General features: G+C 65.6%; 17 protein-coding genes, 1 tRNA gene and 1 riboswitch. Of the genes, 7 read left to right on the top strand and 11 right to left on the bottom strand.

The window, feature by feature from the left end; all coding sequences use genetic code 11:
- The first annotated feature begins 114 nt into the window (after positions 1–114).
- Positions 115–1,134, top strand: a complete 1,020-nt coding sequence (locus BI327_RS26565) for an LLM class flavin-dependent oxidoreductase (RefSeq protein ID WP_076864198.1) — start codon at positions 115–117, stop codon at positions 1,132–1,134.
- Between the two features lie 321 nt (positions 1,135–1,455).
- Complete coding sequence (locus tag BI327_RS42795) at positions 1,456–1,803, top strand: hypothetical protein (protein ID WP_167386903.1); 348 nt, start codon at positions 1,456–1,458, stop codon at positions 1,801–1,803.
- Here BI327_RS42795 and BI327_RS26560 read toward each other — a convergent pair.
- From BI327_RS26560 to BI327_RS26550, 3 genes are all read right to left on the bottom strand, one after another.
- Positions 1,736–1,957, bottom strand: coding sequence for a DUF3551 domain-containing protein (locus BI327_RS26560; protein WP_089025596.1), 222 nt, complete (start codon positions 1,955–1,957; stop codon positions 1,736–1,738). The genes BI327_RS42795 and BI327_RS26560 overlap by 68 nt on opposite strands.
- 89 nt (positions 1,958–2,046) lie before the next feature.
- Positions 2,047–2,120: transfer RNA gene (locus tag BI327_RS26555), tRNA-Gly, on the bottom strand.
- A gap of 110 nt (positions 2,121–2,230) precedes the next feature.
- Positions 2,231–3,781: a 4-amino-4-deoxy-L-arabinose transferase gene (locus BI327_RS26550; RefSeq protein WP_083742226.1), complete on the bottom strand. Its 1,551-nt coding sequence runs from the start codon at positions 3,779–3,781 to the stop codon at positions 2,231–2,233.
- A gap of 170 nt (positions 3,782–3,951) precedes the next feature.
- Between BI327_RS26550 and BI327_RS26545 the strand changes: the two genes are divergently transcribed.
- The 4 genes from BI327_RS26545 to BI327_RS26530 all read left to right on the top strand — a co-directional run bounded on the left by BI327_RS26545 (position 3,952) and on the right by BI327_RS26530 (position 6,337).
- A complete protein-coding gene (locus BI327_RS26545) occupies positions 3,952–4,530 on the top strand; it encodes a methylated-DNA--[protein]-cysteine S-methyltransferase (protein ID WP_076864196.1) in 579 nt (192 codons plus the stop codon).
- A 9-nt stretch (positions 4,531–4,539) separates the two neighbouring features.
- Positions 4,540–5,379, top strand: coding sequence for a helix-turn-helix domain-containing protein (locus BI327_RS26540; RefSeq protein WP_076864195.1), 840 nt, complete (start codon positions 4,540–4,542; stop codon positions 5,377–5,379).
- 56 nt (positions 5,380–5,435) lie between these two features.
- Positions 5,436–5,795 (top strand): VOC family protein, encoded by a 360-nt coding sequence (locus tag BI327_RS26535; protein ID WP_076864194.1) that lies wholly within the window; start codon positions 5,436–5,438, stop codon positions 5,793–5,795.
- Between the two features lie 125 nt (positions 5,796–5,920).
- Entirely contained in the window at positions 5,921–6,337 is a 417-nt protein-coding gene (locus tag BI327_RS26530) for an SRPBCC family protein (protein ID WP_076864193.1), read from the top strand.
- 182 nt (positions 6,338–6,519) lie between these two features.
- On the opposite strand, the gene BI327_RS26525 is transcribed toward BI327_RS26530, so the two are convergent.
- The 3 genes from BI327_RS26525 to BI327_RS26515 form a co-directional block, all read right to left on the bottom strand.
- Positions 6,520–7,962: an MATE family efflux transporter gene (locus tag BI327_RS26525; RefSeq protein ID WP_076864192.1), complete on the bottom strand. Its 1,443-nt coding sequence runs from the start codon at positions 7,960–7,962 to the stop codon at positions 6,520–6,522.
- 130 nt (positions 7,963–8,092) lie between these two features.
- Positions 8,093–9,148 (bottom strand): hypothetical protein, encoded by a 1,056-nt coding sequence (locus BI327_RS26520; protein ID WP_076864191.1) that lies wholly within the window; start codon positions 9,146–9,148, stop codon positions 8,093–8,095.
- Between the two features lie 357 nt (positions 9,149–9,505).
- Positions 9,506–10,612, bottom strand: a complete 1,107-nt coding sequence (locus BI327_RS26515; protein WP_050425274.1) for a 2'-deoxycytidine 5'-triphosphate deaminase — start codon at positions 10,610–10,612, stop codon at positions 9,506–9,508.
- A gap of 133 nt (positions 10,613–10,745) precedes the next feature.
- A riboswitch (SAM riboswitch) is annotated at positions 10,746–10,825 on the top strand.
- 75 nt (positions 10,826–10,900) lie between these two features.
- Between BI327_RS26515 and BI327_RS26510 the strand changes: the two genes are divergently transcribed.
- Positions 10,901–12,094, top strand: a complete 1,194-nt coding sequence (locus BI327_RS26510; protein WP_076864190.1) for an O-succinylhomoserine sulfhydrylase — start codon at positions 10,901–10,903, stop codon at positions 12,092–12,094.
- 150 nt (positions 12,095–12,244) lie between these two features.
- On the opposite strand, the gene BI327_RS26505 is transcribed toward BI327_RS26510, so the two are convergent.
- From BI327_RS26505 to BI327_RS26485, 5 genes are all read right to left on the bottom strand, one after another.
- A complete protein-coding gene (locus BI327_RS26505; protein WP_076864189.1) occupies positions 12,245–13,018 on the bottom strand; it encodes an SDR family NAD(P)-dependent oxidoreductase in 774 nt (257 codons plus the stop codon).
- A gap of 150 nt (positions 13,019–13,168) precedes the next feature.
- On the bottom strand, positions 13,169–14,314 hold the full coding sequence (gene pimD / locus BI327_RS26500) for a pimeloyl-CoA dehydrogenase small subunit (RefSeq protein ID WP_076864188.1): 1,146 nt from the start codon (positions 14,312–14,314) through the stop codon (positions 13,169–13,171).
- A gap of 81 nt (positions 14,315–14,395) precedes the next feature.
- Positions 14,396–15,586, bottom strand: coding sequence for a pimeloyl-CoA dehydrogenase large subunit (gene pimC / locus BI327_RS26495; protein ID WP_076864187.1), 1,191 nt, complete (start codon positions 15,584–15,586; stop codon positions 14,396–14,398).
- Positions 15,587–15,595: 9 nt separating this feature from the next.
- Positions 15,596–17,266, bottom strand: a complete 1,671-nt coding sequence (gene pimA / locus BI327_RS26490) for a dicarboxylate--CoA ligase PimA (RefSeq protein WP_076864186.1) — start codon at positions 17,264–17,266, stop codon at positions 15,596–15,598.
- A 175-nt stretch (positions 17,267–17,441) separates the two neighbouring features.
- Entirely contained in the window at positions 17,442–19,538 is a 2,097-nt protein-coding gene (locus BI327_RS26485; protein ID WP_076864185.1) for a 3-hydroxyacyl-CoA dehydrogenase NAD-binding domain-containing protein, read from the bottom strand.
- Positions 19,539–19,659: the final 121 nt, after the last annotated feature.

Below are 19,659 nucleotides of genomic sequence, written 5' to 3'. Positions count from 1 at the left end.
GGAAAACTAGGCGGCGCGTCCCGGGATCGCAAGCCACGCCGCGTCGCAGGCGGCAAGACCAGCGCGCATGCGCCATGGATCGCAATTCGTCCTGGACATGCCTACATTGCCGACATGAAGAAAATCGGATTCCTCTCGTTCGGGCACTGGACGCCCTCGCCGCAATCCCAGGCCCGCTCGGCCGCGGATGTACTGCTGCAATCCATCGACCTTGCGGTCGCCGCCGAAGAGCTCGGCGCGGACGGCGCGTATTTTCGCGTCCATCACTTCGCGCGCCAGCTGGCTTCGCCCTTCCCGCTGCTGGCGGCGGTCGGCGCCAAGACCAGCCGGATCGAAATCGGCACCGCCGTGATCGACATGCGCTACGAAAATCCGCTCTACATGATCGAGGACGCCGGTGCGGCCGACCTGATCGCGGGCGGACGCCTGCAACTCGGCATCAGCCGCGGCTCGCCCGAGCAGGTGATCGATGGCTGGCGCTATTTCGGCTATCAGCCGGCCGAAGGCGAGACCGACGCCGACATGGGCCGGCGTCATGCCGAGATCTTCCTCGACATGCTGCGCGGACAGGGTTTTGCGCAGCCCAATCCGCGGCCGATGTTTCCCAATCCGCCCGGCCTGCTGCGGCTCGAACCGCACTCGGAAGGCCTGCGCGAGCGCATCTGGTGGGGCGCCGGCTCGAACGCGACCGCGGTCTGGGCGGCGAAGCTCGGCATGAACCTGCAGAGCTCGACGCTGAAGAGCGACGAGACCGGCGAAGCGTTCCACATCCAGCAGGCCGCGCAGATCCGGGCCTACCGTGCCGCCTGGAAGGAGGCCGGTCACACACGCGAGCCGCGGGTCTCGGTGAGCCGCAGCATCTTCGCGCTGGTCGACGATCGCGACCGCGCCTATTTCGGCAGTGGGCAGGAGGAAGACCAGATCGGTTTCATCGACGAGCGGACGCGCGCGATCTTCGGCCGCGGCTATGCCGCCGAACCCGACAAGCTGATCGAGCAGCTCAAGACCGACGAGGCGATTGCAGAAGCCGACACCCTGCTGCTGACCGTCCCCAATCAGCTCGGCGTCGCCTACAACGCGCATGTGATCGAGAGTATTCTCACTCACGTCGCACCCGCGCTGGGCTGGCGCTGAATCTGTCGCGAACGCAGCGATACACATTGGCGACGGCAATCGAACGCAGCATCGGAACATGCTGCCGACATGGAGGCGCCGCGCAGACCCTGGATCAGGACCCGCGCCGGCCGTCCTCTAGGGGGCTGGTTGAGAGGCGGACGACCGGCGGCGGGCTTGAACCGACCGGTCTCTGCCGGAGGCTGGCCGGTTCTACTTGGCCAATGCCGGAACCTGCGAGATCGTTCCGACGGAACTCCGTTCTCAAATGCGGAGAACTACGGAAACATAACTGCGCGTTGTGAGAAGAACAGGTCGAGTACGGTTCGTTAGGCACGCACGTTGCGTGAACAGATCGCCGTAATATCCCGGAATGATGGCGGCAGGCCCGTGCGCCGATTTGCTGGATCAGGAATCCCGATCGCGATTGCGGCGCGTGAGATCGAGGCGATCGACGCGCTCATCGATCCGCCGGTTCAGCTCCTCATCCTCCGTGGAATTCCCGCCGCGCCGGGCGCGAACGACAAATGCGCCTCCGATCAGAACGATCGCTGGGAGTGCGTAGATCCACCATTCCATGCATCGATCTCAAATGGACGCTCGCAAGCACGCGCGGGAAAAGTCACCGTTCAGGCCTGTAACGGCGCGCCGATCCCGGCGCGTAAGATCTCGGCACGTAGTAAGGGTTAATCAAACAGGTTGCCGGAAGGCCCATCGCGCCGGCCTGGCACTGATCGATCGACGTGAAGACGCAGTCCATGCGCTCACCGATCAACACACCATAGACATGCATGCAGACCGGATAGCGAGGATCATACATTTGCGCAGATGCCGGCCTCGTCATCCAAAGCGCGCTCAGCGCAAGCAGCAGCGCTCCAAGCAACTTCACGTCAAGTCTCCTGCGATTGCCGGTCAAACACGGCGCCCAAAGGCTGGAGCGGGCGAAGGGAATCGAACCCTCGTATGCAGCTTGGGAAGCTGCCGTTCTACCATTGAACTACGCCCGCGATCTCAATTGCTCGAGGTCGAACCGCATGGGTGCGACCTGCCGGACCATAGCCCGGGCTGCGGCAGCGGATCAAGCGGGCATTGACGCCGATCGCGGCGGCACCACCCGCTACTGGCCCATCCTCACAAGCACGTCATTGATGACAAAGGGCTGAGCGGCAGATGCGTCGCAGCTGCCGCCGCGCGCATAGATGCAGGCATCGCTGAAGCCGACGCGCCCACAGCTTTGCCGTGAAAAATCCGCCGGCAGATCGCCTGCGGCCTCGGGCCGCGCAAGGATGCGATTGAAGGCCGGCTTGCTCGCCCGCAGCAGCAGCGGCGGCAGGACCACCTCGGCGAGCGGATCGGCGGGTTGCAGCGAATAGAGCGGCACCGGGCCAACCAATCGTTCCCGCCCCGGCAATTGCTGGAAACGAACGTTGTAAAGCGCGAGACCGCACATCTGCGGATCGCCGCGCAGTTCGGTGGCGAGTTGCGCAGCGCCGACACCCCGCGTCCAGTACTCGCGCATCCCGTCGCTGGCGCCGGCCAGCGCCACGGACAGCAACGCCCAACCGCCGAGCACGACGGGCAGTGCCCAGCGGCGCCACGCGCCCTTGGCGCGCAGCCATTGCACCCAATCGGCCGATCCCAGCGCCGCGACGATGGTGAACAGCACCACCGACAGGAAGACGAAGCGGTATTCCTTGTGCACGATCAGGCTGTGGAAGACGAGATTGACCAGCGCCACGGCCAGCAGCAACGGGGCGTGCCGCGAGCCGCGCCAGATCGCGGCGAGCGGGAGCACGATCGCCACCGACCACACGGTCAGGAAATCGATGAGATAGGCCGACGGCGGCGACACGCCGAATTCGATCGCGCGATCGTGGACAAGGTTTTCCTTGATGTTCGCGATCAGCCAGGCGAACGGCACGGCACCATGCGCAAGGTCGATCGCGGCGGCAAGCAGCAGCGCAGCGAGCCCGCCGGCGACCAGCGGAATCAGGTTTCGCCAGCGTGCCCAGCATGCCCCAAGCGCGAGCACCGCAATGGCCGGCGCAAACTGGAAACGGCAGACAAAGGCGAAGGCGAGCAACGCACCGCCGATCGCGAGACGCAGCTGTGATGGACGGTCGGTGACCAGCAGCGCCGCCGGCACGATCAGCGCCGTCGCCAGCGGCTCGCCCAGCGTATGCGGCGCGAGCATGAACAGTTCGAACCAGGTCGCTGTGGCAAAGGCCGCGACGACGGCATGGGTGCGCGAGATCCGCGCGCCGAGGAACCAGGCGCTCGCCACGATCGACAGCGACGCGCATGCGACGATCAGGCGCGGCACCATGAAGGCACCCGCGCCTCCAGGCGCAAGCGCATCACCCAGGGCAACCGGCCCGGCCATCAATGTCGGCAGGAACCAGCCGCGAATGCCGTCGCGCCATTCCCATGTCAGGATGCCGTCATGGCCGAGCATCCGCCACGCCGGCTCGAGATACTGGAAGGTCTCGTCGGGATAAATGACGTTGGGCCAGAGCGCGGCCGCAAGGCGTATCACCAGCGCCAGCAGCAGCACCGCGAACAGCGGATGGGAGAGCCAGCTCACGCGCCCGGCCATGCCGGCACTGCCGGGCGCGGCTTCGGCGCTCGGGCTCGTCATCGTTCCGCCGATCGTCTTTTGCAGCAGCATGCTGGCGACCAGATAGCGGGCAAAGCCTTTAAGATGCGTGACTGGAAGATGCGTGACTGGACGTCGTCGAGGTCACACAGCGCCGGCCGCAACATGCTTAACTAAACGTCAAGATTCCGGATGCGCCGGACCGCGACGATGTTATGATCGCAGTGGGGGTTGGTGGCGTCATGGCGGGGCGTGGGTACACCATTTTCGACACGGCGATCGGCCGATGCGGCATCGCATGGGGCGACGCCGGCGTCGCCGGTGTCCAGTTGCCCGAGCTCCGCGAAATCGAGACCCGCAAAAAACTGTTCCAACTCTATCCCGATGCACGCGAGCGGCGGCCTCCCGAGGAGGTCGAGATCGCGATCGAGGGTATCGCTGCGATCTTGCACGGCGGCAATGGTGATCTCTCGGCCGTTGCGCTCGATATGACCGGCATCCCGGCGTTCAACCAGCGCGTCTACCAGACCGTCCGCGCGATTCCCCGCGGCGAAACCCGGACCTATGACGAGGTGGCGAGCGCCTTGCGCGCGTCCGGCGCGGTCTATTCGGTGGCGCAGGCGCTCGGCCGCAATCCCTTCATGGTCATCGTGCCCTGCCATCGCGTGCTCGAGGCGGGCCACTATGCCGACCGGATCTCGCCGAACGGCGGCAGCGTCTCCAAGCGGCGGCTGCTCTCGATCGAAGGCGCCCAGCCGACCACCAGCAAGACCCTGTTCGACGTGCTGCTGCCCGTTGCACGGCCCCGGCCGCAAGCCTAGATCTGGGGTATGACCCGGACCACGCTGTTGCAGCGCGATCGCATCACGGTGAACGAGTTTCGCTGCGCGGCGGAACCCGGCGACAAGCCATTTGTCGAGCAGTTCGCCTGCCACTCCGTGTCCTATGTGCGCAGCGGCAGTTTCGGCTGCCATTGCCGCGGCCGCTTCCATGAGCTGGTGGCGGGCTCGATCCTGGTCGGCCATCCCGGCGACGAATACACCTGCACGCACGACCACGTGGTCGGCGACGAATGCCTGTCGTTCTTCCTCGACCCGGAGCTGGTCGAGAGCATCGGCGACCGCACTGATGTCTGGCAGGTCGGCTCGGTGCCGCCACTGCCGGAATTGATGGTGATCGGCGAGCTCGCCCAGACGGCGGCAGCTGGCAACAGCGACGTCGGTCTCGACGAGATCGGTCACCTCCTCACCAGCCGCCTTGTCGAGCTGGTGTCCGACCGCAAGGCAAAGCCCCTCACCGCAGGCCTGCGCGATCGCCGCCGTGCCGTCGAGGCGGCGCTGTGGATCGACGCCAATTCGCACCAGCAGATCGATCTCGACGATGCCGCGGAGCAGGCCGGGCTCAGCACGTTCCATTTCCTGCGGCTGTTCTCCGCGGTGCTCGGCGTGACCCCGCATCAATATCTCGTGCGCTCGCGGCTGCGCCATGCGGCGCGGCGGCTCGTCGACGACGACAGCCCGGTCACCGACATCGCCTATGACGTCGGCTTCGGCGATCTCTCCAATTTCGTGCGCAGCTTCCACCGCGCCGCCGGCGCCTCGCCGCTCAAGTTCCGCCAGGCCTCCCGCGGCGACCGCAAGATTCTCCAAGAACGCCTTGCGCTGCAATAGCTAGGTTACTCCGGTCCGCGCGTCCGTCGACGCGCCCAGCGACTGGAGACCTCATCATGTACGACCACATCGGATTGCGCGTCGCCGACCTCGACGCCAGCGTGCGCTTCTACACCGCGGTGCTGGCGCCGCTCGGCTTCGTGCTGTGCTCGCGCGACGACAGCGGCGCCGGCTTCGGCCCGAAGGGCGAGCCCGCGCTCTGGCTGCATCTGCACAAGGGCAAGGCGCAAGGCGGCGCGCACATCGCGTTCCGCGCGCCGAGCCACGACGCGATCAAGACCTTCCACACCGCAGGCCTGAAGGCCGGCGGCAAGGACAACGGCGCGGCGGGCCACCGCAAGGATTACAGCCCGACCTACTACGCGGCGTTCCTGCTCGACCCCGACGGCAACAATGTCGAGGCGGTGTCGACCTAACCTCAGCCGTCATTGCGAGGAGCGAAGCGACGAAGCAATCCACGCTTCACTCCGCTGCGACATGGATTGCTTCGCTTCGCTCGCAATGACGGTCTCTCAAACTCGAAACGCAAGGACCCACTCCCATGGCCTCCATTCACAAAGACATCCCCATCGACGCGCCGGCTGATCACGTCTGGGACGCACTGCGTGATTTCGGCGCGCTGCATACGCGGCTGGTGCCGGGCTTCGTCACCGACACACAGCTGGAGGGCGATGTTCGCATCGTCACCTTCGGCAACGGCACCGTGGCGCGCGAGACGCTGGTCGATTGCGACGACAAGCGGCAACGGCTGGTCTATGCGATCAGCAGCGAGCGGCTGAAGCAGCATTCCGCCTCGGTGCAGGTGTTCGCCGACGGCGATGCGCGCTGCCGCGTGGTGTGGATCGCCGACGTGCTGCCGCACGAAGTCGCACCCTACATGGACGCGCAGATGGACCTCGGCGCGGCGGCGATGCAGACGGCGATGGCCCGATCGGCAAAGGAGAAAAACGCGGCGTGACACATATGTGTGACCGCCACCCTGAGGTGCTCGCGAAGCGAGCCTCGAAGGGCGACGGCCCGGCTCTCTCTGCGAGTGATGCGACCGCATGCGCTGATGCATCGGGGCCGTGCATCCTTCGAGGCTCGCTCCGCTCGCACCTCAGGATGACGGTGAGAGAGTCACGATGATCGAGCGAGAGCCTACGACAGCGCCGGCTGCGCTTCCGCGACCGGCGCTGACTTGCCCCAGCGCGTCAGGATCACGCTGAGGCAGGAAAGCACGCCGAGCACGCCCATCGAAGCGGCGGCGAGTGCGAAGAAGTTTTGCGCACTCGCCTCATGGGTCGACAGCCACCAGCCGCCGGTGCCGATGAAGATCAGCCGCGCGGTCTGCGCCAGCACCGGACCCAGCACCTTCGCAGCGCCCTGCGAGGAGAAATACATCGACATCGCGAGGCCAATGAAGGCGTACATCGGCGCGGCGGTCGAGAGATACTGATGGCTGGTCGCCCGCACATGCGGATCATCGGTGAACAGATTGACCCAGAGGTCGGGGAACACGGCGATGAAGCTGCCGACCACGCCGACCGAGAGGAACGACACCGTGCCCGCGGTCCAGGCGATGCGGCGGGCGCGCGCGACGCGCTCGGCACCGACCGCCATGCCGATCATCGGCACCGAGGCGATACCGACCGCGAAGGCGACCGAGGTCAGCATGAATTCGAGCCGCGCACCGATGCCGTAGCCGGCGAGCACCGCGGTGCCGAACTGCGCCAGCATGTGGGTGAAGATCGAGATCGTCAGAACCGATTGCAACGGCGAGAAGCAGGAGACCGCGCCGACCTTGAGGATGTCGATGAACATCGCCCACTGCACGCGCAGGCCCTTGAGCTTCGGCTTCACGCGGGCGCGGCCCGAGAACAGGTACCAGCCCATCACGCTGATGCTGATCGAATAGGCGATCAGCGAGCCCGCGGCGACGCCGCGCATGCCGAATTGCGGCACCGGGCCGAGGCCGAGCCCGAGCGTGCCGCCGAGAATGATCTGCCACACCGCCGACGACAGGATCATGGTCGACGGCAGCTTCATGTTGCCGGTGCCGCGCAGGATGCCGGCCATGGTGTTCATCAGCCAGGGCAGGATCGCGCCGCCGAAGAAGACCTGCGTATAGGCGATCGCCTGCGCCAATACATTACCGCGGCCGCCGAGCAGTTCGAGCAGGCGCGGACCGAAGATCAGCATGCCCAGCATGAAGGTGACGCCAAACGTCAACCCGATCAGCAGCGCATGCATTGCGAGCGTCGAGGCACGCTCGATCTCGCCGGCGCCGAGCGCGCGCGCAATCGCGGATGCGACGCCGCCGCCCATCGCGCCGCCGGACATCGTCATGGTCAGGATCACGCAGGGAAACACCAGCGCCATCGCCGCGAGCGACTCGACGCCGAGCCGGCCGATATAGGAGGTCTCGGCGATGACGACGCAGGTGCCGGCGGAGAGCGCGATGACGTTCGGCCAGGCCAGCCACAACAGCGTGCGCAGGATCGGCCCGTCGAGCAGCGCGTTGCGCGCCGGCTTGGTCACCGGCGGCGGCAGCGGCCGTTCTTGTTCGTCGACAGGTATTTCGGCGAGGCCGAGATCGGACATTTCTACTCCCACGCGCGCAGTCTGGGAGCCGCGCCATGGTGTTTCCCTACCATGGCAATGGCGGATTCCACGTGCGCAGGACGCAAGGGGGGCCTGCGCGATTGCAGGTGAACCCAAGTGAACCTCTGATCTAGCCGATCGACCACACGAACGGCACGCCGGCGGTGCTGTTCGGCTTCAGATGCACCGGAATATGCCGCCCGCAGCCGGCCGCCAGCCCCTCGAACAGCCCGGTCAGGACGCTGGCGCAGGCCGGGTGATAGTCGGCGACGTCGGCCATCAGCTTCCAGCCCCGCTGGCGTATTTCGAACTGGCCTTCGGACCCGCTGATCTCAGCGACATCATCCTGCGACTCGAACAGCGTGCGCAGAAATGCGGCAAATTCCGCCGCACGGCCACGGCTGCCGCCGAGCGCCTGCGCGACCTCGTCGAAATACTGCATACCAATCAGCTTGCCGGTGAGGTGCAGCAGATAGCTCGCATCCTCAGGACCGAACACCTGCACGATGACGGGCGCGGCCGTCTTCACATATTCCATCGCGTAGTTGCGGTAGGCCTTTTCCAGCCGCTGTCGCGGCCAGCTGTCGACCGGCAGCGCCGGCGCGGTCTTCGGATTAAACGCAGGCGCTTCGAGATGGCGCGCGAACACCAGGCGCTGGTCGAGTTCGAGCGGATGATCGTATTCGCAGTAATAGCCCTCGAGGCCGTCCTGGCCGTCGACGCTCTGCTTGGTGCAGACGAAGCCGAGCCTGAGATCGCCGAGGGCGACACCGTTGTTGGCGTGCCAGCCGCGCAGCATCGCGCGCGAGACCTCGCCGGGCACGCCGCAGATCGCGGTGCCCTTCCAGATCCAGCGCGGCGGCGGATAGCGGATCCACGCCTTACGGTCGGTCTCGTAGATGTATTCGACATGCACGCCGCCGATCCAGTTGGAGAGATAGTGATACTGCGCGGCCGCGACCGCCGGCGGCAGGCCGTCGAGGCCGAGCTTCTTCAGGCCGGGCAGAAAGCGCTCCTGCTGCTGGCGGCGAAACACGCGGAAGACGAATTCGGCGGCATCGGCCGTGCCGCGGCGGGTGACGACGGTGAGGATCAGCCCGGTGAAGAAGGCGTGATAAAGATCGGCGACGCTGCGCCACTTCCGCCATTGCGCCTCTTGCTGCGCTGAATCTGTTGCGGCGCTCATGTTCACTCCCGATTTGTTGTTTGCCGGAATGTGTCATCGCCGAAGCGACGGCGCAACACACACGGTGTCATCGCCCGACTCGATCGGGCGATCCAGTATTCCAGAGGCAGTCGTCTTCAATCGAGAGGCCGCGGCGTACTGGATTCCCCGCTTTCGCGGGGAATGACGGCGGAGAATGATGGCGAGGATCGGAGCCCTGATGCAGCGAAGCGCAGTCCGGGGCAAGGACGATTGATCCCGTCATCCTGAGGTGCGAGCTCTTGCGAGCCTCGAAGGATGCACGGCCCGGCTGGTGGCCGATGCATCCTTCGAGGCTCGCTCCGCTCGCACCTCAGGATGACGGGGCAGAGAATATCGCTACACGCGAAAATGCTTCGAGAGCTTCAGGCCCTGCGCCTGATAGTTCGAGCCGATGCGCTGGCCGTAGAGCGCGTCGGGACGCTCGAGCATGCGCTCATAGACGAGACGGCCGACGATCTGGCCGTGCTCGAGAATGAACGGCACCTCGCGCGAGCGCACTTCGAGCACGGCGCGCGCGCCCTTGCCGCCGGCGCCGGCATAGCCGAAGCCGGGATCGAAGAAACCGGCATAGTGGACGCGGAATTCGCCGACCAGCGGATCGAACGGCACCATCTCCGCGGCGTAATCCGGCGGCACCTGCACCGCCTCCTTGGAAGCCAGGATGTAGAACTCGCCGGGATCGAGGATGAGGCTGCCGTCGGGCCGCGCCTTGATCGGCTCCCAGAAATCGTCGACCGCATAGCCGCCGCGGCGATCGACATCGACCACGCCGGTGTGGCGCTTGGCGCGATAGCCGACGAAGCCGCCCGAGCTCTCGCCGGAGAGATCGACCGACAGTGCGACGCCATGGGTGAGATCGGCGTTGTCAGCATCGACCAGGCGCTCGGCAGCATGCAACGCATCGAGCTCGTCGGCGGAAAGCGTCGCCTCGCCGATCCGGAAGCGGACCTGGCTGAGCCGCGAGCCCTCGCGCAGCAGCACGGGAAACGTCTTCGGTGAGATCTCGGCGTAGAGCGGACCGTGATAGCCGGCCCCGATCATGTCGAAGCGGCGGGTGCCGTCGGCGATCACGCGGGTGAAGACGTCGAGCCGGCCGGTCGAGCTCTTCGGGTTGGCCGCCGCCACGATCTCCGGCGGCAGCGCCAGGCTTTCGAGCAGCGGCACGATGTAGACGCAGTTGGTTTCCAGCACCGCGCCGTCGGACAGATCGATCTCGTGCAGCTTCAGCTGGTCGATCCGCTCGGCGACGGTGGCATCGGGCCCCGGCAGGAAGCTGGCGCGAACGCGGTAGGCGATATCGCCGAGGCGGAGGTCGAGGCTCGCCGGCTGGATCTGGCTCTCGACGAAGTCATAGGCGGGCAGAATAAGGCCGGCCTCCGCCATCTCCGCGATCATGCGGTCGGGCAGAATTCCGTTGGATTCATCTTCCAGCGTGAACGACACGATGCGGCCCCTTGGCGATCCCTCGAGATGGCCCAAAATCAACCTCTGGCGGGCCATCAAGCCCCAAAATATGGGCTTTTACGGGTTATCCGATGACCGTCTTGACGGAAAGGGCGCGAGGGAATATCAGCTGCACTTATCCCGTGGTGATTTGAGCCGGCCGGCTTGCAGCCACGTTAAATAAGTCGCTAAACAGGCCGGGGACAGTGTGATCCCGGCTTGTGGAGGTTGCTCCAGGCCGGTTTTTTTGTGGCCAGTTCCGAGGGAAATGGCCACTTCGGAGGTCACATGTCTGAATCTGAAGGTACCGCCCGCTTCCGTCCCGAAACCCGCCTGGTCCATGGCGGCACGCTGCGCTCGCAATTCGGGGAGACGTCGGAAGGGCTGTTTCTCACCCAGGGCTACGTCTACGACACCGCCGAGCAATGCGAGGCGCGCTTCAAGGGCCAGGATCCCGGCTTCATCTATTCGCGCTATTCCAACCCGACGATTGCGATGTTCGAGCGCCGCATGATCGAGCTCGAGGGCGCGGAGGCCGCGCGCTCGACCGCGACCGGCATGGCCGCGGTGACCACCGCGATCCTCGCGCCGCTGAAGGCCGGCGATCACGTGGTGGCGTCGAAGGCGCTGTTCGGCTCCTGCCTCTATGTCGTGCAGGACCTGCTGCCGCGCTACGGCATCGAGACGACGCTGGTCGACGGCCTCGACCTCGACCAGTGGCAGCGCGCCCTGCGGCCGAACACAAAAACCTTCTTCCTGGAGAGCCCGACCAATCCGACGCTCGACGTGCTCGATATCGGCGCGATCGCCAAAATCGCGCACAGCGGTGGCGCCCGATTGATCGTCGACAACGTGTTCGCAACGCCGATCTGGCAGAGCCCGCTGTCGCTGGGCGCCGACGTCGTGGTCTATTCCGCGACCAAGCATATCGACGGCCAGGGCCGCTGTCTCGGCGGCGTCATCCTGTCGTCGGAGGCCTTCATTGCCGAGCACATCCATAATTTCATGCGCCAGACCGGCCCCTCGCTGTCGCCGTTCAACGCCTGGGTGCTGCTGAAAGGGCTGGAGACGCTCGGCGTCCGCGTCCGCGCGCAGACCGAGAACGCGGCCAAGATCGCCGAGGCGCTGGCGAAGCATCCGAAGATCACGCGGCTGGTCTATCCCGGCCGCCCCGATCATCCGCAGGCCGCAACGGTGAAGAAGCAGATGGGCGCCGGCTCGACGCTGGTCGGCTTCGAGGTCAAGGACGGCAAGGCCGGCGCGTTCCGCTGCCTCAACGCGCTGAAGATCTCGCGCATCTCCAACAATCTCGGCGATGCCAAGAGCCTGGTCACGCATCCCGCGACCACGACGCATCAGCGCCTGGCGCCGGAGGCCCGCGCCGAGCTCGGCATCAGCGAGGGCTTTATTCGCTTCTCCGCCGGGCTCGAGCATCCCGACGATCTGATCGAGGATTTCGAGCGGGCGCTGGAGCAGGTCTGAGGCGAGTACGAAAAGCTCGTCATGGCCGGGCTTGTCCCGGCCATCCACGTCTTGCTCGCAGAAACCGCCAAAGACGTGGATGCCCGGGACAAGCCCGGGCATGACGCGATTGTGGTGCGATCGAGTACGACTTCGTAGAGGTATCCCGCGCTACGTCGCTGCCGTCGTCACGCCGCCGTCGACCACGATGGTCTGGCCGGTCATGAAGGTCGACGCGTCGGAGGCGAGATAGGCCACCGCGCCTGCAATCTCGTCGGGCTCGCCGATACGGCGCAGCGGCGTCGACGCGGTGCGGCGCTTCAGATTGTCCGGATCCTCCCACAGCGCGCGGGCGAAATCGGTCTTCACCAACCCGGGCGCCACGCAATTGACCCGCACGCCCTTCGGCCCCCATTCGCCGGCGAGGCTGCGGCACAGCGCGAAGTCCGCCGCCTTGGAGATGCCGTAGGCGCCGATCACGGTCGAGCCGCGCAAGCCGCCGATCGAGGAGATGATCACGACCGAGCCCTTGCCGCGCTCGGCCATCTGCGGGATCGCCAGCGCGGAGAGCCAGATGTTGCTCTTGACGTTGGAGCCCATGATCTTGTCGAAGGCCTCGTCGGTGATGTCGAGCAGCGGGCCGTAATAGGGATTGACCGCGGCATTGCAGACCAGGATGTCGATCTTGCCGTAGTGCTTGATCGTACCGGAGACCAGCCCCTCGACCTCATTGCGGCGCGCGATGTTGCAGGGGATGACGAGCGCGTCACCGCCGGCCTTCTTGATGCCGTCGGCGACCTCCTGGCAGGCGTCCGCCTTGCGCGAGGAGATCACGACCTTGGCGCCGAGTTTTGCGAGCAACTCCGCCGAGGAGCGCCCGATGCCGCGGCTCGAGCCGGTGATGACCGCAACCTGGCCGGTGAGATCGAACGGGGTGTTTTTCATTGTTGTTGCCTCCCTGTTTGTTTCGAGCGTCATTGCGAGGAGCTCGCGACAAAATTGCACAGCAATTTTGCGCTGAAGCGACGAAGCAATCCATCTTTCCCAACGCGGTGAGATGGATTGCTTCGCTTACGCTCGCAATGACAGTGGTGGTTACGCCAGCAACCCGCCGCCCTCGCTGACGCGACGGAGGTGGTAGTCGGTGTCGCCGAGCGTGTTCTCGATCATGGTCAGCCGCTTGAAGTAGTGGCCGATCTTGGCTTCCATGGTCATGCCGATACCGCCGTGAAGCTGGATCGACTGCTGGCCGACGAACTTCAGCGACTTGCCGACCTGCACCTTGGCCGCCGCGACCGCGGACGAACGCTCCTTGGCATCGCTGAAATCCGACGCCATGGTCGCGAACATCGACATGCTGCGGGCCTGCTCCAGCGCCACGAACATGTCGGCGGCGCGGTGCTGCAGGCTCTGAAACGAGCCGATCGCAACGCCGAACTGCTTGCGGGTCTTGATGTACTCGACGGTCTCCTTCAGCGACTCGTCCATCGCGCCGACCGCTTCCGCGCACAGCGCAATGCGGGCTTCATCAGCCACGCGCTCGATCAGGGGCAGGCCGTTCTCGGGATCGCCGATCGCAGCGTCAGCACCGACTTCGACATTGGTGAAGGTGATGTCGGCCGCGTGCAGGCCGTCCTGGGTGGGATAGCCCTTTTTGGTGACGCCCTTGGCATTCGCCGGGACCAGGAACACGCCGATGCCGGACTTGTCGCGCTGGCCGCCCTTGGTGCGCGCGGTCACGATAAGCGTGTCGGCGTTCTCGCCGTTGAGCACGACGAACTTCTCGCCGTCGATCACCCAGCCATCGCCCTTCTTCTTGGCCGTGGTCACGACGTCGAACAGGTCGTAGCGCGAATTCTTCTCGAGCTGGGCGAAGCCGAAGGTCTTGCTGCCGTCGATGATGCCCGGGATGTACTTGGCCTTCTGCTCGGCCGAGCCGCCATGGCGCAGGAAGCCGCCGGCGACCACCACGGTGGCGAGATAAGGCTCGACCACCAGCGCCTTGCCGAGCGCTTCCATCACGATCATGGTCTCGACCGCGCCGGCGCCGAAGCCGCCGTCGGTCTCCGCGAAGGGCAGACCGAGCAGGCCCTGCTCGGCGAGCTTGCCCCAGAGCGCCTGGCTCCAGCCGCCCTTCTCCTTCATGTACTTCTTGCGCGCATCGAAGTCGTAGGCATCGGTCAGAAGCCCGTCGATGCTTTCCTTGAGAAGCCGCTGCTCCTCGGACAGATCAAAATCCATGTTCGTTCCCTTAAACTGAAAGTCGTCACCGAAACCGGGACCTCGTCACCTCTCCCCGCAAATGCGGGGAGAGGGAGAGGATCAAAGCCCCAGGACGGCCTTGCTGATGATGTTGCGCTGGATCTCGTTGGAGCCGCCGTAGATCGAGACCTTGCGATTGTTGAAGTAGCTCGGCGCGATCTGCGCGGTCCAATCCATGCTCTCGTTCGAGCCGGCGTCGCCGTGCTCGTCATAGGGCGCGGCGAACGGACCGATGATCTCCATCAACAGCTCGGTCGTGGTCTGCTGGATTTCCGAGCCCTTGATCTTGAGCACCGAGGACGCCGGATTGGGCTTGCCCTTGCCGTGCTTGCCCTCGTCGGCGACGACGCGAAGCTGGGTCAGCTCGAGCGCCTTCAGCTCGATCTCGCAGGCCGTGAGCTTCTCGCGGAACGCCGGATCCTCGATGACGGGACGGCCGCCGGACTCGACCTTGGAGGCCAGCGCGCGGATGCGGCGCAGCCGCTCCTTCGAGACGCCGACCCGGGCGATGCCGGTACGCTCATTGCCGAGCAGGAATTTGGCGTAATCCCAGCCCTTGTTCTCCTCGCCGATCAGGTTCTCGTAGGGCACCTCGACATCGTCGAAGAACACTTCGTTGACCTCGTGGCCGCCGTCGATGGTCTGGATCGGACGCACGGTGACGCCCTTCGACTTCATCGAGAACACGATGAAGGAGATGCCCATCTGCTTCTTCGCGTTCTTGTCGGTGCGACAGAGACAGAAGATCATGTCGGCGTGCTGGGCGAGCGTGGTCCAGGTCTTCTGGCCGTTGATGATCCATTTGTCGCCGCGGCGCTCGGCCGTGGTCTTCAGCGACGCGAGGTCAGAACCCGAGCCCGGCTCCGAGAAGCCCTGGCACCACCAGTCGTCAACGCTGGCGATGCGCGGCAGATATTCCTTCTTCTGCTTCTCATTGCCGAAGGTGTAAATGACCGGGCCGACCATGCTGACGCCGAAGGCGAGCGGCTGCGGTGCGGGATAGGACTGCAGCTCCTCGTTGAAGATGTAGTGCTGCACGGTGGTCCAGCCGGTGCCGCCATGTTCCTTCGGCCAATGGGTGACGCCCCAGCCCTTCTTGTTGAGGATGCGCCACCAGGTGACCATCTCGTCCTTCGACAGATGGCGGCCTTCCTGCAGCTTGCGCCGGGTCTCCGGCGGCACGTTGTTCTTGAAGAACTCACGCACCTCCTCGCGAAACGCTATCTCTTCCTTGGTGAAAGCGAGATCCATCGGATCCTCCTATTGAACGATTGATTTTGCTTGAGATGTCTTCGGCTGTTGCTGGCGCAATTCGTGACGCGACAGCTTGCCGACCGGGGTGCGCGGCAGCTCGTCGACGAATTCGACGGCGGCCGGCAATTCATGCTTGCCGACCTTGCCGGTGAGGAAGGCGCGCAGCTCGTCGATCGAGAACGTCTTCTCGCCGTCGCGCAGCTTGATGAAGGCCTTGGCCGCCTCGCCGCGGTAATCGTCGGGAATCCCGATCACGATCACCTCCTGCACGGCGGGATGGGTGTAGATCGCCTGCTCGATCATCTGCGGATAGACGTTGAAGCCGCCGGAGATGATCATGTCCTTCTTGCGGTCGACCAGGTAGAAATAGCCGTCGGCGTCCATGTAGCCGATGTCGCCGGTCAGGAAGCGGTCGCCGACGAAGGCTTCGGCGGTCTCGGCCGGCCGGTTCCAGTAGCCCTTGGTGACGTTCGGGCCGCGGATGCGGATTTCGCCGACCTCGCCGACCGGCATCACCTTGGTGGAATCCTCCAGCGACACCACGTCCATCTCGATGCCGGGCAGCATCAGCCCGATCGAGCCCGGCTTCTCCGGCCCCTCCTTCGGGTGGCCGGTGCCGGGCGAGCAGGTCTCGGTCATGCCCCAGCCGCTCTTCAGCTTCATGCCGACGCGGCGCTCGAAGATCTTGGCGACCTCGACCGGCAGCGGCGCGCCGCCGGAGCCCGCGACCACCAGCGAGGAGAGATCGCGCTTGTCGAGATCGGGCAGCGAGGCGATCGCGATCCACATCGTCGGCACGCCGGGGAACACCGTCGCGCGCTTGACCTCGATGTCGCGCATCACGGCCTCGACATCGAAGCGCTGATGCAGCGAGATCAGATGGCCGCGCCGGATCACCGACAGCAGCACGACGGTCAGCGCATAGATGTGAAACAGCGGCAGCACGCAGATCACACGCTCGATCGCGTTGCGCTCGAGCCGCCCGGGCTTGCCCCAGACATCGTAGATCGACACCGCCGCGGTGAGATTGCCGTGGCTGAGCATGGCGCCCTTGGGCAGGCCGGTGGTGCCGCCGGTATATTGCAGCAGCGCCACGTCCTCGACATCGACCGCGGGCCATTGCGCCGGTTTGGTCGCGCCGTCGATGAACTGCCGGTGCGTGATGATGGCGGGATTATCCGGCAGCGCGGTTTGCGGCGTGCCGACTTTGCCCCAATTGTCGTCCTCACAGACGATGAGGCGGTCGAGCAAACCCTTGGCGAGGAACTTCAGCGCAGTCGGCAGCAGCGCCGAGAGGTTGCTGGTGACCAGCACGCGGGCGCCTGAATCGGACAGCTTGTGCGACAGCGCGATCTCGCCGTCGAGCGGCGACAGATGCACGATGCGGGCGCCGGCCTTGAGCGCACCGAAGAAGTTGATCGGATGGTCAGGCGAATTGCCGAGGAACAGCGCGACCGAGGTGCCCTTGCCGTAGCCGGCCCGCAGGAAGGCGGCGGCCGCGGTCTCGACCAGGGCCTCGAGTTCGCTGTAGCTGATCTGCCGGTCGCGGAATTCGAGCACCGGGCGCGCGCCGAACTCGGCGGCGGCATTCGAGAGCAGGTCCGGCAGCGTGCCGCGCGTGATCTCGTCGCTCCACTGCACGCCCTTGGGATAATATTGTTCGCCGGGATAGGTCATGAAAGGTCTTGCATCCGTGAGGTGACCCCGCTGCGCGGGCTCCCCTCCCCCTTGCGGGGAGGGGTTGGGGGAAGGGGTACCACTCGGGCAGTGCCGATGCGGCCACCCCTCTCCCTAACCCTCCCCCGCAAGGGGGGAGGGAACCCTACCAGCGAGTCCGTGGCCAGGAAGCCAATCACGCCGCCTTCGACGCCGCGGCGAGCGAGGCGAAGGTCTTGCCTTCATCGGCGAGCTTCCTGAGCAGCGGCGCCGGCTCCAGCGAGGGATCGTTGGTCTCCTTGGCGTAGAAGGCCAGGCGATCGGCGATGTGCTTGAGACCGACGGTGTCGGCCCAGAACATCGGGCCGCCGCGATAGATCGGCCAGCCATAGCCATAGAGCCAGACGACGTCGATGTCGGACGGACGCGCCGCGATGCCCTCGGCGAGGATCTTCGCGCCCTCGTTGATCATCGGGTACATCATGCGCTCGAGGATCTCGTCGTCGCTGACGACGCGCTTCTTGCGGCCGAGGCGCGCCAGCGTCTCGTCGATCAGCTTCTCGACCTCCGGATCGGGCAGCGCCGAGCGCGAGCCCGGCTCATACTTGTAGTAGCCCTTGCCGGTCTTCTGGCCGAAGCGGCCGGCTTCGCACAGCGCGTCCGCGATCTCCGACTTGATGCCGCGGTCCTTGCGCGAGCGCCAGCCGATATCGAGGCCGGCGAGATCGCCCATCGCGAACGGGCCCATCGGCATGCCGAACTTGGTGACGACGGCGTCGACCTGCTGCGGCAGCGCGCCTTCGAACAACAACTTCTCGGACTGCTTGCCGCGCTGCGCCAGCATGCGGTTGCCGACGAAGCCGTCGCAGACGCCGACCACCGCCGGCACCTTTGCGATCTTGCGGGCGATCGACACCGCTGTCACCAGCGCGTCCGGCGCGGTCTTGTCGGCGCGCACGATCTCGCACAGCTTCATGACGTTGGCCGGCGAGAAGAAGTGCATGCCGAGCACGTCCTGCGGACGCTTGGTCGACTGCGCGATCTCGTCGATGTTGAGGTAGGAGGTGTTGGAGGCCAGCACCGCGCCCGGCTTGGCGTACTGGTCGAGCTTGCCGAACACTTCCTTCTTGACCGCCATGGTCTCGAACACGGCCTCGATCACCAGATCGGCGTCGCCGACGTTCTCGATGCCGACCACGCCGTTGATCAGCGCCATCCGCTTGGCGGGCGCGTCCGCCGGGATGCCGCCGCGGGCCGCGGTCGCCTCGTAGTTCTTCTGCATGATGCCCATGCCGCGCTTGAGCTGCTCCTCGCCGGTCTCGATCAGCGTGACCGGGATGCCGGCATTGACGAACGACATCGCGATGCCGCCGCCCATGGTGCCGGCGCCGAGGATGGCCACGCGTGCCACGTTGCGGCCCTTGGTGCCCTCGGGGACGCCGGAGATCTTGGCGGCCTCGCGCTCGGCGAAGAACGCATAGCGCTGCGCCTTGGACTGGTCGCCGTTCATCAGCTTGAGGAAGCCCTCGCGCTCCTTCTTCAGGCCTTCCTCGAACGGCAGGTCGATCGCGGCGCCGACGGCATCGGCGGCGGCGAACGGCGCCTCGAGGCCGCGCGACTTCTTGGTCAGCGCAGCGACTGCATTGGTGAAGATCGAACGATCGGCCTTGGCCGCGGCGAGCTTGCTGTCGTCATCGCGCAGCTTGCGCAGCGGACGCTTCTCGGCGACCACCTTGCGCGCGAATGCCTCGCCGCCCGAGGCCGGACCTTCGACGATCTCCTCGATCAGGCCGGCCTTCAGCGCGGCATCCGCACTGATCGGATCGCCGCCGACGATCATCTTGACCGCGAGCTCGGGACCGACCGCGCGCGGCAGGCGCTGGGTGCCGCCGGCGCCCGGCAGCAGGCCGAGCTTCACCTCGGGCAGGCCGAGCTTGGCGTCCTTGGTGGCGACGCGATAGTGGCAGGCCAGCGCGACCTCGAGGCCGCCGCCGAGCGCGGTGCCGTGGATCGCGGCGACGATCGGCTTCGGCGAGCTCTCCATCAGGCTCAGCACTTCGGCGAGCCCGGGCGGCTTCGGCGGCTTGCCGAATTCGGTGATGTCGGCGCCGGCGATGAAGGTGCGGCCGGCGCAGGTCAGCACGATGCCCTGAACCTGAGCGTCATCGATCGCACTCTTGATGCATTCGAAGATGCCGCCGCGGACGGCCGCGCTCAGCGCGTTGACGGGCGGACTGTTAACCGTGACGACGGCAATATTGTCATGACGTTCGAGCTTGACGACTTCACTCACCGGGACTCTCCCTGGATGCTTGTTCTTGGACTTGTGTTGAGTAGCTGCACGACTTGCGTTGAGCCGCTACGATTAGACCAATTTCGCACTGCGAAATTTAATTCCACATCTTGACATGGAG

Source organism: Bradyrhizobium mercantei (assembly GCF_001982635.1).
GTDB lineage: Bacteria > Pseudomonadota > Alphaproteobacteria > Rhizobiales > Xanthobacteraceae > Bradyrhizobium > Bradyrhizobium mercantei.
Note: the sequence above shows the minus strand (reverse complement) of the source record. Positions and strands in the feature narration are given on the sequence as shown.